Source organism: Bradyrhizobium sp. HKCCYLS1011 (assembly GCF_051167795.1).
Taxonomy (GTDB): Bacteria; Pseudomonadota; Alphaproteobacteria; order Rhizobiales; family Xanthobacteraceae; genus Bradyrhizobium.
This window is the reverse complement of sequence record NZ_JBNPTT010000012.1, coordinates 196,413-210,917: the sequence shown is the minus strand read 5'-3', so window position 1 is coordinate 210,917 and position 14,505 is coordinate 196,413. Positions and strand designations below refer to the sequence as shown.

At 60.6% G+C, this 14,505-nt stretch carries 12 protein-coding genes; 2 read left to right on the top strand and 10 right to left on the bottom strand.

Features of this window, described 5'->3' with window-relative positions; genetic code table 11:
- From phnY to aepX, 5 genes are all read right to left on the bottom strand, one after another.
- Window positions 1–1,437 (bottom strand): phosphonoacetaldehyde dehydrogenase, encoded by a 1,437-nt coding sequence (gene phnY, locus ACQR1W_RS33685; RefSeq protein WP_434854783.1) that lies wholly within the window; start codon window positions 1,435–1,437, stop codon window positions 1–3.
- Between the two features lie 60 nt (window positions 1,438–1,497).
- On the bottom strand, window positions 1,498–2,406 hold the full coding sequence (locus ACQR1W_RS33680) for a DMT family transporter (protein WP_434854782.1): 909 nt from the start codon (window positions 2,404–2,406) through the stop codon (window positions 1,498–1,500).
- Window positions 2,403–3,569, bottom strand: coding sequence for a phosphonopyruvate decarboxylase (aepY, locus tag ACQR1W_RS33675; protein ID WP_434854781.1), 1,167 nt, complete (start codon window positions 3,567–3,569; stop codon window positions 2,403–2,405). Before aepY ends, ACQR1W_RS33680 begins: the two co-directional genes overlap by 4 nt.
- Before the next feature lie 136 nt (window positions 3,570–3,705).
- Window positions 3,706–4,782, bottom strand: a complete 1,077-nt coding sequence (locus ACQR1W_RS33670; RefSeq protein WP_434854780.1) for a methyltransferase — start codon at window positions 4,780–4,782, stop codon at window positions 3,706–3,708.
- A gap of 56 nt (window positions 4,783–4,838) precedes the next feature.
- Window positions 4,839–5,789 (bottom strand): phosphoenolpyruvate mutase, encoded by a 951-nt coding sequence (gene aepX / locus ACQR1W_RS33665; RefSeq protein WP_434854856.1) that lies wholly within the window; start codon window positions 5,787–5,789, stop codon window positions 4,839–4,841.
- A gap of 387 nt (window positions 5,790–6,176) precedes the next feature.
- Between aepX and ACQR1W_RS33660 the strand changes: the two genes are divergently transcribed.
- The gene (locus ACQR1W_RS33660) at window positions 6,177–7,058 is read left to right on the top strand and encodes a hypothetical protein (protein WP_434854779.1); all 882 of its coding nucleotides are present in this window, start codon (window positions 6,177–6,179) and stop codon (window positions 7,056–7,058) included.
- 345 nt (window positions 7,059–7,403) lie between these two features.
- Here ACQR1W_RS33660 and ACQR1W_RS33655 read toward each other — a convergent pair whose 3' ends face one another.
- The gene (locus ACQR1W_RS33655) at window positions 7,404–8,252 is read right to left on the bottom strand and encodes a hypothetical protein (protein ID WP_434854778.1); all 849 of its coding nucleotides are present in this window, start codon (window positions 8,250–8,252) and stop codon (window positions 7,404–7,406) included.
- Window positions 8,253–8,352: 100 nt separating this feature from the next.
- Between ACQR1W_RS33655 and ACQR1W_RS33650 the strand changes: the two genes are divergently transcribed.
- Entirely contained in the window at window positions 8,353–8,829 is a 477-nt protein-coding gene (locus tag ACQR1W_RS33650; RefSeq protein WP_434854777.1) for a helix-turn-helix domain-containing protein, read from the top strand.
- A gap of 68 nt (window positions 8,830–8,897) precedes the next feature.
- Here ACQR1W_RS33650 and ACQR1W_RS33645 read toward each other — a convergent pair whose 3' ends face one another.
- The 4 genes from ACQR1W_RS33645 to ACQR1W_RS33630 all read right to left on the bottom strand — a co-directional run bounded on the left by ACQR1W_RS33645 (window position 8,898) and on the right by ACQR1W_RS33630 (window position 14,501).
- Complete coding sequence (locus tag ACQR1W_RS33645; RefSeq protein WP_434854776.1) at window positions 8,898–10,253, bottom strand: MFS transporter; 1,356 nt, start codon at window positions 10,251–10,253, stop codon at window positions 8,898–8,900.
- A gap of 314 nt (window positions 10,254–10,567) precedes the next feature.
- Entirely contained in the window at window positions 10,568–12,004 is a 1,437-nt protein-coding gene (locus ACQR1W_RS33640; protein ID WP_434854775.1) for an MmgE/PrpD family protein, read from the bottom strand.
- A gap of 15 nt (window positions 12,005–12,019) precedes the next feature.
- Window positions 12,020–13,477: an MmgE/PrpD family protein gene (locus ACQR1W_RS33635; protein ID WP_434854774.1), complete on the bottom strand. Its 1,458-nt coding sequence runs from the start codon at window positions 13,475–13,477 to the stop codon at window positions 12,020–12,022.
- Window positions 13,467–14,501 (bottom strand): PdxA family dehydrogenase, encoded by a 1,035-nt coding sequence (locus ACQR1W_RS33630; protein ID WP_434854773.1) that lies wholly within the window; start codon window positions 14,499–14,501, stop codon window positions 13,467–13,469. Before ACQR1W_RS33630 ends, ACQR1W_RS33635 begins: the two co-directional genes overlap by 11 nt.
- Window positions 14,502–14,505: the final 4 nt, after the last annotated feature.

Sequence of the window (14,505 nt, the reverse complement as noted above, 5' to 3'; positions counted from 1 at the left end):
TCACCACGGCAGCGAGTAGGTTTTGATATTGGTAAAGCTCTTCATGGCCTCCAGCACGCCCTCCTTATGGCCGAGGCCGGAATCCTTGATGCCGCCGAACGGCGTCAGCTCCGTCCGGTATCCCGGGACTTCCCACACGTTGACGCAGCCGACGTCCAGGGCATCCACAAAGCGGGTGACGTAATCGAGCCTGTTTGTGCACACCCCCGCCGAAAGACCGAAGGCGGATGAGTTTGCGACGGCGACGATCTGTTCGACGTCATCCGGGCAGCGAATGATCGGCAGGACCGGGCCAAAGGTCTCTTCGCGCACCAGCTCGCAATCGGGCGGGACATGGTCCAGCATCGTCGGCGGGTACAGCGCGCCCTGGGGGGTATTGCCAAGCAGCAGGCGGGCGCCCCTCCGGATTGCCGCCTCGACGCGGCCGGCAATCGTCGACGCCGCCCTCGCGTTGATGACCGTTCCCACATCCGTGTTGGGGTCCATGGGATCCCCTGCCACGAGACGATTCATCAGAGCGAGGGTCGCTTCGGCAAAGCGATCGGCGATGCCATCAACGACCAGAACCCGCTTGACGGCGGTACAGCGTTGCCCGGAATTTCTCGTCGCCCCCTGCACTGCCAATTGGGCTGCGCGGTCGAGATCGGCGTCACCCATGACGATCAGAGGATCATTGCCGCCGAGTTCGAGCACCAGCCTTCTGTACCCCACCCCCTCGGCAATTCTCTTTCCGATGCTCACCGATCCCGTGAACGTCACCAGGTCGATGTCCGGGTCATTGATCATCGCGTCTCCGATCGAACGCGGATCCCCGGTGACCACCGACAACATCTGAGGTGGTAGTCCTGCCTCGTAGAGCAGATCGGCAAGAGCAAGCGAGGTCAAAGGCGTCGTCTCCGCCGGCTTCAGCACGACCCTGTTGTTGGTCGCGATCGCCGGAGCGAGCTTGTGGCTCACGAGGTTCAGGGGATGGTTGAAGGGGGTGATCGCGGAGATGACACCAAGGAGCGGCGTCCTGGTCGAGAATATGCGTCGGCCCTGCGCGCCCCCTCCGATATCGCCCGCATAAATCTCTCCGTCGTCGTGGAGCACTGCATGCGCCGCGAATGACCAGACATCCCTGGCCCGCACGGTTTCATGCAGCGAGTCTTTCAAGCACAGGCCGCTCTCCGATGTAATGAGATGCGCAAGCCGATCCCGGTTTGCTTCGATCGCCTCCGCCGTGGCCAGCAGGATCCGCGCCCGCTCACGCCTTGTGAGCCTGGGACGGAATGCCCGGGCAATCGCGAAGGCGCGTCGAACGTGCTCGGGATGCGCCTGCGGAACTGCCGCGATCACCTGATCGGTAAACGGGTTCCGCACGTCGATAGACGAATCCGTAAGGACATTCTCTCCTGCGATCTTCATCGGGTGATAGAGACGTGCTGCCTCTGACATCGCCGGGCTCCATGTGGTGTTCCCTGCCGATCATGGGCTTCCGCGCGGGCGGGATCGCGCTTATGGAGATTGGCGCCTCTGGCCACCAGCATGCCAAATCGCGATGGTGACACCGACGATGATGAGGACACAGGCGAGCATGACACGTGTCGTGGGTGTCTGCTGCTGCAAGACAGCGGCCGCAATCAGAGCGACGACAGGGATGAGCACGAGGCTCTGAGATGCGATCTGCGTCGAAATGGAGCTGAGCGCCCGATACCAGGCGACGAATGCCAACCCGGTCGCCACGATGCAGTTGAATGCGATGGGCCAGGCAAGATGCGGCAACTGATTCCAATCGGGACGACGCTCGATCAGAAGCGACGCAACGATCACAACGACGCCCGAGATCGTCAATTGAAAGATGGTACGGCTCCACAGGTTGCCGCCGCCGGGAGTGCGTTTATGGATCCATGTTCCCAGCGCCCAGCTGAAAGCCGCCAGCGAAAGCAGCGCGATGCCCAGGAAGCCATGAGATGTCGCCACCGGATTGGCGCCGGACGCCAGCAGCCCGAGACCGAGCATGCCACAGGTCAGCGCAATGATATCGAGCAGTGATTGCTGCTGACGATCGATGATCCATTCGATTGCAACGAGCCATAAGGGCATCGTATAGAAGATCAAGGCACTGGTACCGACATCGAGATACTGCAAGCCGACTAGGCTCAGCCCGAGACCTCCGGCCATTTGAAGAAGACCCACTGCAACCAGCCTGCCCTTCCCAGCACAACCGAGCTGAAGCGGATAGCCAAGACACAGACGTGCGGCTCCGATGGCAATGGCCCCGCCGAGCAGACGGATGCCGGTGAAAAGCAGCGGTGGCGACGACTGCAGGGCGTCCTTGATCACGAGCCAGTTCGTGCCCCAAATAATGACGACGAACGAGAGGCAGAGGAAGCTGGTCAGCATATTGACCGCCTGATGTTTCACCGCGCCACTCCCACCGGTGCAGCTTGCTGATGGAAAGTTCGCGGCTGAGTCAGCGCGATCTGGAACGCTCGTTTGTTTTCTTCCGGGCTGTGCTGGGATGTCACCCGGGGCAGCGAACGCGAATGCGATTGATTGACCTTGCACAGCACGAAATGCGGCCCTTCGGTCGACAAGCTTCGCGCAACCGCCTCCCCCAATTCGGCCCCGGTTACGCACCGGCTGACCGCCCGGTAGCCGCAGGCCACGGCGACAGCTTCCAGCGATGACGTCACCGACGTGGACTTCTGGCCGCCGGTTGAAACGTAACCTTCGTTATCGAGCACGACATGCAGCAGATTTCGCGGAGAGGCGTGCCCGATCGTCGACAATACCCCCATATGCATCAGCACGGCGCCATCGCCGTCCAGCGCGACTACGCGACGCGATGGATGCGCGAGCGCAATGCCCGCAGCCACCGCGCTGCAATGGCCCAACGACCCCTGCATGTAGAAATTCTCCGGGCGGTCGCTCAGTCGGAACAGCTCGCGTGAAATAAATCCGGTCGTTGAGACGATGAGATCGGTCGGGCGCAGGGATTCGCTGACGATTTCCAGAGCGCATCCGACGCTCAGCGGATAATCGCTCTCGCGTTGCTCGCCATTGACGACGACGCCGAGGCCTGTCGACAGCTGACCTTTCCGGACCAAAATCGCAAACGAGACCGATCGCTCAATTGCCTCCTCGGCCTTCAGCAGGGTCGCCATAAAGCCCTGCGGCGTCCCGTCGAACTCGCTCCATGGGATCGCCAATTGATCGAGCAAAGCGTGGGTTTTGGCACCCATGATACGATGCTGCGGTTCGTCCTCCGGTTCGTCGGTGTGTCCCCGGACCGAGATCAGAAGCAGTGTTGGAATGCAATTGATCTGGACCAGCGACGTCAGCGGATTGATGATGTTGCCCAGACCGGAATTCTGCAGGGCAACGACGCTTCGTTGCCCTGCCAGCGCTGCGCCGACGGCAAATGATAGCGCGCTGCCTTCGCTCGCCGCCGGGACTGACATCATATCGTTGTCCAAGGCGACCTGCTGGAACAGATCGGCGAAATTCGAGCAGGGGACCCCGGAAAAAAACGCGTACTTCTGCTGCTTCAGAAGACCCAAGAGTGTCGTTGTCGACAAAGTCATTTTGAGGCGTCCTCCCGACAAGGTGATATTCTTTCTGACGTCAGCCAGAGCGCAGCGTTTGGTGTCGTCCGCTGGACGACACCAGGACCAGGCAAACCGCCTTCGGACAGCGATCTCGTGCGGAAAAAGGTCTTGTTCAGCTCGGGCTGCTGGCGAGCTTTCGCGCTGTGATGAGACTTCGGTTGCAGATCGACCTGCGATAGTCGACGTGCTGAAAGCCAACGCCTTCCATGAGGGAACGCATGTCCTCGAAACTGTAGCAGCAGCCCTCATAACCGGTCGTCAGCAGAACCGAATATTCTGCTTCCGCAATCGGCGCGGGACGCCCGCCTCGATCGTCCGGGTGACAGCTGTAAACGGCCACCCGGCCGCCTGGCAGCAAGCTTCGGTAGGACTTTTCCAGCAGCAGTCGTACTTTTTCCGGCCCCCAATTGTGAAGGACGTGCGAATAGAGATGGAGCGAAGCGGTCTTTGGAAATGGATCGACGAACATATCTCCGGCGATCACACGCGCTCTTGCTGCGGGCAGCTTGCGTTCGGCCAGACATTGCGTAGCGAGCTGGTCGACAGGAGGACGCTCAAATATCGTGGCCGACAGGTTGGGATATCGGTTAAGCAGGTGCGCGGAATAGACGCCCGATCCACCTCCCACATCCAGCACAGCCGTGTCCTGCGAACAGTCGAGCAGCCGCGCGAGATCGGGAGCAAAGATCCGTCCACGTTCCTCCATTCCGCGCGTGTTCAGATCGGCGAAATCGTCGGTCTGCATCAGCGCGTCCCAATTGGTCGTGTCGCCGCGCTCAACATGCCACGTGTCGGGTGCGCCTAGGCGCAATACGTCGTAGATCTCCCGGACAGATGATTTGTACTTCATGGTCGCGATGTAAGAGGAGATATTCTCGCTCGAGTTGCGGCTCAAATAGCGTCGCGCCGATGCGGTAGCGCAAAGGTTGCCATCGACGTTGGTGAGCAGCCCCCAGGATTCAAAGAGCCTGATCATCGTCCGCGTCGGTCGCTCCTTGATCTGAAAATGACTGCGCAGCGCGGCTTCGGTCGCAGGGGCTTCGTCGAGATAGGTGAAGAGATCAAGCCATGAGACGGCTGCAATATAAAGGTCAGCCGCATAGGAACTGTCACGCCAACGGATCACCTCTGCAATATCCGGTTCAGGCAGCTGATTGGGTATTGAGGCCGCAAGTGTTGAATGAAGCATGGCACGATCTCCGCGTTGGGATGCTTTCTATGCTGTGGGGATGGAGGGCCGGAGAATCACGCTTTCGCGTGACCATTTCCGTTGCAGGTCGGCAGATATCGCTCCTCGGCGGCAGCGAGTTCGCCGTAACGCATCAGGCCGAAGACCTCGTCGAGCGAGGCGACTTCGCCTTCAATGCCGGCGATGCTCTCCTCCGCGAGAATGCGGTCGCAAATGTCTCTCATCCCGGCGACTGCCGCCCGCATCGAGTGGTTGGCCCAGATCACGGTCGAGATGCCGGCTTCGCGATAGGCGGCAACCGGCGTTCGATAGTACTTGGTGGGAACGATCACAACGGGGAGCCGATTTTGCCAAGCGCCGGCGAAGGCGAGGATCTCGTCTGCTACGCTCTTGCGCGAATGAATGAGGATGGCGTCAGCTCCGGCCTCGGCATAGGCGTGGGCGCGTGTGAGGGCCTCATCCATTCCGTGACCAGCGATCAGCGCCTCGATCCGCGCGACGAGAACCAAGTCGTCGCCGACGGCATCTCTCACGGCGCGCAGCCGCCCCGAAAATTCGCCGGTATCGGCAAGCGGATGCCGATCGCCGACGAACGAATTCATCTTGGGAAAGCCCTTGTCCTCCAGTGCCACACCGGCGGCGCCGCGTTGCCGCAGCTTGCGTGCCAGAAGGCGCGCGTTGTTGAAATTGCCAAAGCCGCTGTCGCCGTCGACGAGCACTGGAAGGTCGGTCGAGTCCACCATGCGCTCGACGACATCAACGAGCTGGGTCCAGGATGCTTCGTTGGCGTCGCGGTAGCCTAGCGAGCACGAAATCGACAGGCCGGATGCCCAGAGCCCCTTGAAACCTGCACGCTCGGCTATGGCGCCGGACAGACCGTCGTGAGCTTCCATCAGGAACGAAAGCTCGTGATTGCAGCAGATCTGGCCGCGAAGTTTGTCCGCCACGCGCGTCGTAGCGTGGTGATGATGGCCATTCGCGACGACGGCCTGTTTCTGCGGTTGCATGCCGAACTCCTTGAGCGTTCCATCAGAAATTCTTTGACTAGCAATACTAGTCACAAATCCACACTCAGCGTCAATATCTAATTCTAGTTGAGATGCGAAAAATCTAGTTCTGGTTGCCGATAAGGAGCTCATGCTGAAGCGACACAGCCCGTTTCGAGCGTCCTTAATTTCGCCACAACCTATAATTGATGCGACTGCGCCCTCGCGCACGACGACGAAGCGACTGCAGCAAGGCGAACTCACAACTACGCGGTCACCAAAGCGTGAACCCAATCACCCGTTGAATTTTGATGTCCCGCAGAGCGAGCGTAGTTAAGATGACGCAACTTCGCCAAAAAATAAGCGCCAGATGGACGACTTTACTCCGGGTTGACGGGTGAGTGTCGCATGCAAACGATCGTTCTGGATGACCACGGTCGCGCATGGGATGCGCGATCACCAACCTTGAGAAGTTTCCTGCATTGCTCGCTTCCCGACTTCGACTTTCTGGCCTACTTGATCGAAAATCTGGGATTTGTGGCCATAACGAAAATCGCTCCCGACGCGGCGCGCATCCGGTTTCGACCTGAAACGGCGTCCCCGACGAGCATCGCGGCAGCTCTCTATTTCCTTGCTGACATGGGGATCGAGCGCACCATCATTTCCTGCCCTGACCGGTTCGTCGAAAAGCTGCTCCCGAGCCTCCCGCAGACGATCGCCTACATTGCCGAGCAGGTTACTGCGAGCCATCAGCAATATTCGTCCGTCTTCACGAGCCGAGAGCAGCCGCTCGAAATACTCGCGAACGCGGACGAAGCACTTTCGTCGCTTTTCGCGCAATGGATTGATTCGAAGCAGGTCTATGATTCGGCAGCGCTGGCCGACGCGCTGCCTGAATCGCTTCGGGCGCGCTTTTTTATTGTCGAGCCCGTGGATGGGCGCCTGACTATTGCCGATGTCGGATCCGGCTTTGAGATTTACGGCGAGACCTGGCGGAAGAATGCGAGGGGCCTGCCTCTGGAGGAACAACCGGATTACGATTACGGCCGATGGGTGAAAGGCATTTACCTCCGCGTCCAGGAGACGCGACTACCACGCCTGGACGAGGTGGACGCCACGATCAGACGGCCAGACAGGAACGATAGCCTTCGCTGCCACTATCGCCGTCTCATCTTGCCGTTCACCTATAAGGGAAATGGGGGAGCATGCCTCCTTGGCGCATCGGTGTTTGACGTCAGGGAGCAGCAATCCACACTCGATTCCCGGGTTATCGAAAAATATCTCGCGTAGATCGATCCGCCCTTCCCTGATGCAGTAGACATCAGCAGAATCCACGCTGAGATTGCCCCATTCTTGGCACCCCCGGAAAAGCTGCCCGCAACACGCATGTTTGCGCCGTCGCTCAGCGCCCTCTCCACGCGGTACCGCCGAGCGAGATAATCCGTTTCGTCAGATCGAATTCCAGGATTGCCGGCTTTCCGACAAACGGCTCGTAACCCGGTCGTTCGTAGATCGCATCGTTATGGAGAAATTCGGAAAGCCCTGCCCAGTCCCAGCCGTCGATGCAACCGAACAGTCCCTTGACCAGCCCTTAGTCCTCGGGACGAACGGTTCATACCGTCTTGCCTTGCAACATCAATTCTTTGCCTCCTCGGCAACGCGGAGTCCGATGTCGGGGACGCTCGCCCGAGCCATGATTGCGGCGAGATCGGCGAGGAGTTCGTCAGACTGCATCCAGGCCAACCCGCAATGCAACTCGCCAAGCGGCGACGCCATGAGCTTGATGCAAGCCTGCTCGACCTTGGTGTATCCGGCACGCTCGGCCAGGCCGCCGGCGATGATGCCATCGCCCAACATGCCGATCGTGAAATCGCTATGCCAGCTTGTGAAGGCGTATGCCCGCGAAATGCGCGGCAGAATTGTTCCAAGATCCTTGCCTCTGAAATCACGCCGATACCAGATGGCGCCGGAAAAGACGACGCGCCCGGTGATTTTCTCGGCGATCGGCGTGTTGATCTCGCAGCGATCTTCACGCGCCAAAGCTGCATCAGGATCGGCATAGAACATCCGCAGCGAGGTGGCTTCGTCCTTCAGAGAGGTTTCGGGCCAATCATAGAGGCGCGCCGCTTGTGTTGCGACGATCTCCCCATCATGGCTCCGCCCGATCAAGACAAAGGCTGTCTCCGGCGTAACCCCGCCCAACGCCTCGTCAAAAACCGGCACAAGCGGGCGCCAACTATCGGAATTGGCCCTGTTGGCTTCGATGAGATCCTGCAGGCTGCCAAAAGACAGCGTCACTCCGCGATCCCTGGCCGCGCTGTCGGCCCAGAGGAAGAACCGCCCGAGCAGGCCTACCGGCCCGTGCTTGACCTTGAGATGGGCGGGTAGACGCCCCGATGTCGGAAGAGGCTCTTGCATGGGTGAGACGTCCCGCAATTCTTGTGTGCCTTGACGCCCAATAATCCGTGCATTTGTAACCCGCATGACATAATTCTAGTTGATAGTGCCGCCTAGGAGTTGATATGGCCTGTTCACTATTCCAGCTGATTGTGCCCCGGAAAGAATTCAACCGCGGTGTTTTTTGATGGCCTCTGAACCTTCTCCGAAAAAGTCGAAATCTCGCGCGCCGAACCGGCGCGGCGGCAAAATCAGGGTTTCGTCGAAAAAGCCGACCCAGGTCGACGAGCACGTCGGGAAGCGATTGCGTCTCAGGCGTAACCTCCTGGGCCTCAGTCAAGACGAGTTAGCAAGACGCCTTGGCCTGACATCTCAGCTCATTCAAAAATATGAGGCCGGGGAAACCCGCATCAGCGCCTCGAGACTCTACGGCATTGCCACCCAACTCGCCGTCCCGATCACCTGGTTCTTCGATGAGTTGCAAGACAAGAAGCGGCCGTCCGTCGAGTCGAAGCAAACCTCGGAAGCGCAGGATTGGAGTGAACTCGTTACCAAGCGGGAGTCGCGTCAGCTCCTCGAGCTCTATTTCGGCATTACTGATGAGCGCCTGCGCCGAAAAGTAATGGAAGTCGCGCAGCTCTTGAAGGCGACTGATACGGAATAGCGGTGCCAACTGCTCATCAGCAAGCGTCTCGCTTGCTCCGATGCGGATCGGCAATCATCTCGAAGACGCTAGGCGTGCGTATCCGCCGAAGTGACACGATGCAGATCAGCGCCGCTGGTCTCGGGCAAGGCCATCGCTGCGACAAACGCCACTCCGTAAGAGGCGAGCGCACAGATGCCCATTGAGAAGCCCAGGGGATGAGACGCGGCCAGCATGCCGACGGTTGCGGGTACGACCGAACCGAAGCCGCGCCCTCCACCAAGACAGAAGCCCTGTCCGCTCGCACGAACTTCGGTCGGGAATAGTTCCGCGAAGGTCGGCAGCATGCCTGACGCCAATCCGCCCTGAAAGGCACCAAGGAAAAAGCTGAGCAGGATCGTGGTATTCGCGCCGATCGGCGCGAGCAGATAGATGCTCGCATTGATGGCCTGGCACAGCAGGAAGATCATGAAGGCGGGACGCCGCCCTGTCCGGTCCGAAAGCCAGCCATACAGCAACGGCCCAACCAACGAACCGAGGATGTTCATTGCAAGATATCCCGCGCTGGTCCCGACCGTGAGGTTCAGGACCGTCCGCAGATAGGTCGGCAGCCAGGTGATCATGACGTAGGCTCCGCCAAAAATGCCGGTGGCCATTGTGGCGGCCGCCACTGTGCGCCGGAGATGCGCCCTAGTGAAGATTGTCCACGCTGGCATTGCGGCTGTCTTGTTCGCCCGGCTTTCACGATAAAGCCCCGACTCCGGCACAAGGCGTCGGATGAAGAAGACCAGAAACGCCGGCGCAATCCCGATCGCGAAGAAGACGCGCCAGCCGAGCTCGTCCGGGAAAATTGAAGAGATGACGGGCAGCAATGCGACGGAGACGGCATAGCCCACCGCATAGCTGCTCTGGACGGACGCCGCGACACGGCCGCGCAGCGCTGGCCTGACGACCTCGCTGATCAAAACGCCACCCACGGCAGCCTCGCCTCCGTAGCCGAGCCCCTGGAGAAAGCGCACGACAAGCAGAAAATTGAACCCCGTCGCGAACGCGGAGGCCAGCGTGAAGAGTGCGACCCAAAGAATCGTCAACTGGAGCACTTTGATCCGACCGATGCGGTCGGCGAGGATGCCACCACCCCACCCGCCAACGGCCGCACCGACGAGGGCTGCCGTCGCGAGATAGCCAGCTTCCGGACGCGTCAGGCCGATCGTTGCAATCAGCGCTGGGATGACCAACGCGTAAATTGTCGAATCCAAGGAATCGAGGCCGAATCCGGCGAAGCACGCCCAATAGGTTCTACGTTCGACGTCGTTGAGTTCCGCATACCAGCCGAGTTTCATTGTCTCTTTCACTTTGTGATGTCGAATTCCGCCAAAGGTACGCGTCCGGCCCGGCGGCAGCGGGCGAACAGGCACGGAGCATAAGTGCGCCGCCGCCTCCAAGAGTCGGCCGGTGCATGTTCAAAGCAGATCGCAGGCTGCTATCGTCGAGCCCGGCCGTGGCGCCGGCCGGCTCGATCATCCCAACGACTGGTCGTGAATTTACGGCAGACGGCACGACGGCCGGGGCCCCTCCCTGAACCGCGGCATTCGTCACGAACTTGAATTTTTCGCCTGGAATTTGGTGAGCCTTTCGGTTCCGTTAGACCCAATTCCACAGCAGCGACAATACTGTTTTGGATTGGTGGTCATAAGAAAGACATATGGTTTGGGCGCGACGCGTCGCCTCCAGAGCAACGTTGTTATGGTCGTCGACATTACGTCGCGAATGCCTGTCGCAGTGCGGCCACATCCTCCAGCCGTTCAAGCGTCCCGATCTGCGTGATCAGTTTTTCCGTCTTGTCGAGTCCCAGAACCGGAAGCATCAGGTCGCGCGCCTTCGCGCTGACTGCTTCGGTGCTGAGTGGATTTTCCTTGGTGCCCGGCGGGTATTTCGTGAAGTGATCCACCCTTCTTCCATCGGTCAGCGTCACTTCGACGATAGCGCCGCGCGGTGCAGCCGGGTCCATCAGCGCCTGATCCCCAGCCAGCATCACCTTGGCACGCTGTTCGATGATGCTCGGATCGTGCATCAGCGCAACATCATGGCTGTCGTCGAAGGAAACCGCACCCTTGACCAGCGCGACCGCCACGAGGTGCTGACAATTGACGTCCGGCATCGCGCTCTCACCCACGATCCCCATCGCGTCGGTCGGAAGCTTGACCAGAATGCTGCGAACGTTGTCCGGGCCAAGGCCGTAGCGCTTACGCAGCGTCAACAGCGCATCCAGCGGCGACTGAATGGGATAGCCGACCGAATAGGTCTTGATCGCGGTCTCCGTGACATAGAAGCGGCTGCCGAGGTGCTTGACCATTTCTTCTGGTTTCGGATCGGTTGAGAGCGCGATGAGGAGATTATGTGTGCCATCGAGCACGTCGTCGACGCCAGTCAGCCCGGCCATCACCATGTCAACGGCCATCACACCGTTGCGTTCGCCCATGCCGGCAAAGTCGAACGCTTTCTCAACATGGTCCTTGTCCTTGACCCAACTCCAGAGCCCAGAGACCTGCTGGGCCGAATAAGAGATCGCAAAGCGCATCCCCCTCTCGTCAAGCCTTGCCAGCGATGCGGCAGCCCCGAGTGCGCCGAACGTCGATGAGGTGCCCTCGGCACTGCGATGCGAGCCGCGCACGAGGTCCGGCCCCAGCGCCATCAGGAGCCGACAGTTCAAGTCATAACCCAGCGCAACCGCCCGAATGAACTCCTCCCCGTTGCGGTGCTCACGCTCGGCCATCGCAAGCGCGGCAGGAATGACCGAGCAGCCGGGATGCGCCTTGGTCACCGGTTCGAAATCATCGGTTTCATCGGCATGAGCGCACATGGCGTTGGCCAGCGCCGCATTGACGGCGCTGGTACGAAGGTCGGATCCCACCACGGATGCTTGCGGCTCCCCACCGAGGCTGCGGACATATTTCAGCGCCATCTCGCCCGGATGCATCCGCGCACCGGACACCATGGCGCCGAACGTATCCAGAATGCGGTGCTTGCATGCGAGCACCACTTGTTCCGGCAGTTCTTGATCGCGTGCCGCGGCCATGTAGCGCGCCAGCCGTTCGGTCACGCGCGGCCCGGCCGCCCTGACCGCTCGGCTTCGCGTCGCCGCCAAAGCGGCGATCGAGCCGGCGGACTGAAGGAAACGACGACGTGACGGCATACTCGTCCGCTCCACTCAGGTCGAAACGGACATCTTGGCGATTTCCGCAGCACTCGGCAGGCTCTCGACATTCCAGCACGCGTCCATCACGCGCCTGATCATCGCACCGGGTATGATGCCATCCGCAAGGTCGGAGAACTTCGCTTCGAGCTGCTTGTCCGTGAGCGGCACCTCGACGCTGCCGATCGCGTGTTCGATAAAGCGGTTCAGCTTTCGCCCATCCTTGAGCACGATTGTCAGGTCGACTTGTTCCGGCTTGATCGCGGGCGTGATGACCGGGACCACCTTGCTCCGCAGCGCAAGGACGGTCGGATCGGTCACAGCACGATCGCTGAACTGCTTCTCGCCGCCCGCTCCTTCCACGATCGCCACGGCAACCGCATGATAGACGCTGAACTTGCCCTCGAGGCCCTGCTGCGGCGTCTTCTTGCCGGTGAGCTCGAGCACGAGAGGATTGACCTTCAGGTCGATCCTCTCGATCTGGTCGGCGGTCAGCTTGTTTTCATTGCGCAACTGGATCGCGGCGTCGATCGCGGGATGGAGCACGATGCCGCACGCGAATGGCTTGTAGGTGTTCAGCGCCGCCTCGTAGCGCTTGCCAAGATCGCCCAGGATCTCGTTATAGTCCTGCTTGGTGCTGATGGTATTGGCCCAGCCGCGCTTGGCTTCGATCATGCCGTCCGATGACGTGAAATTCTTCGCCGCCAGCAAAGCGGCGAACATGCCGTTCGAGGCTGCACGCCCGGGATTGAAGCTCTTGTTCATCGAGCCGAAGGATTCACGCAAGCCCACGGGCTGCGACGCGGCAAGTCCGAGCGCCCATGTCATCTGCTGCTCGTTCAGCTTCAACAGCTTGCCGACTGCAGCTGCCGAGCCGAACACACCGGCCGTGCCCGTGATGTGCCAGCCGACATCGTAATGGTTGGGGTAGACGGAGTTTCCGATCCTGCATTCGGTCTCGACGCCGAGCACGAGTGCGTTCAGGAATTCCTTGCCGGAGACCGGCTGCATTTCCGAAAGCGCGAGGATCGCCGAGGCCACCGGGCCGGCGGGATGGATAATCGTCTTCAGATGCGTATCGTCGTAGTCGAAGATGTGGCTCGACACGCCATTGATGAAGGCGGCGTTCATGATGTCGAAGCGCTCGCGTCGTCCGAAAAGCGACGCTTGCTGCGGACCCGAGAACGGCGTGAGCGCGGCGACGGCGATGTCGACCGTCTCGTGGTGCGATCCGCCGATGGCGACGCCGACCCAGTTCAACAGCGTCCGGACACCTTCCTTGCGGACATTGGGCGGCAAATCGTCATAGCTCGCCGTCACTAGATAATGCGCAAGCGCACGTGTCACCTCCTTGGGCGGCGGGGCTGCGGGCGCCGCGGCCGGAGCCTCGGCGGCGAACGCGGGGCTGGCGCCGACGGTGGCCAGCGGAAGCGCGGCCGCCGCCTGCAGCAGGGTTCTGCGGTCAGTATGCATAGGATGCCTCCTTTACCTTCATCGACGCGAGTTGGGCGGCAAGGCGGACCGCGCTTTCGAGCGCGCCGGTCTTGGCGACGCCCTTGCCGACGATGTCAAAAGCTGTTCCATGCGACGGCGTGGTGAAGACCGTCTCCAGGCCGGCAGTGACGGTAACACCGCGGTTGAAACCGCGAAGCTTGGTCGCGATCTGGCCCTGGTCGTGATACATCGCAACCACACTGTCGAACTCGCCGGCGAAGGCCCGGACGTAGACAGTGTCGGCGGGGTACGGCCCGGTGCAGCAAATGCCGCGCTTCGCAACAGCTTCGATCGTCGGCCGGATCATCTCGATCTCGTCCCGGCCGAACAGGCCACCCTCACCCGCATGCGGATTGAGAGCAGCCACCGCAATGCGCGGCTCGGCGACGCCGGCCTTTCGCATCATCCGGTCGACCAGCTCGATCGCGTCGGTGATGCTCGCCGGGTTGATGCTGTCGAGGGCCTCACGCAGCGACTGATGCCCGGTGACGCGCGACATCCACTGGCCGTCCAGGACGTTCATCTCGGAGAAATAGCTGCTGTGACCGAGCAGACTCGCGAACATCTTGTGCTCGTCAGGAAACTTCCAGCCGCCGTCGAACATCGCCCGCTTGTTGAGCGGCGCGAACGTGATCGCGTCGACCTCACCGGACTTGGCGAAATCGATCGCGCGCGACAACGTCTCTCCAGTCAGCCGTCCGGATTCTGCGTTGGACTTGCCGATCGGGAATGTCGACGGATCGGTGTTACCGAGATCAACCAGTTGCACGGCGCGACGGCCCCAGTCGGCCGCCTTGGGTGACTTGATCCGCTCGACGGTCAACTTCACGCCGGCATGGGCCATGCCCATCTCGAGCACACGGGCGTCGCCAATCACGACGAGGCGTGCCACATCCGCAAGCCGGTCGTCAGAGAGAATGCGAGCGATCTGTTCGGGGCCGATGCCGGTGCAATCTCCGGGCGTCAACGCGACGATCGGCAGCTCATTTGTGTTGGTCACCATTGAT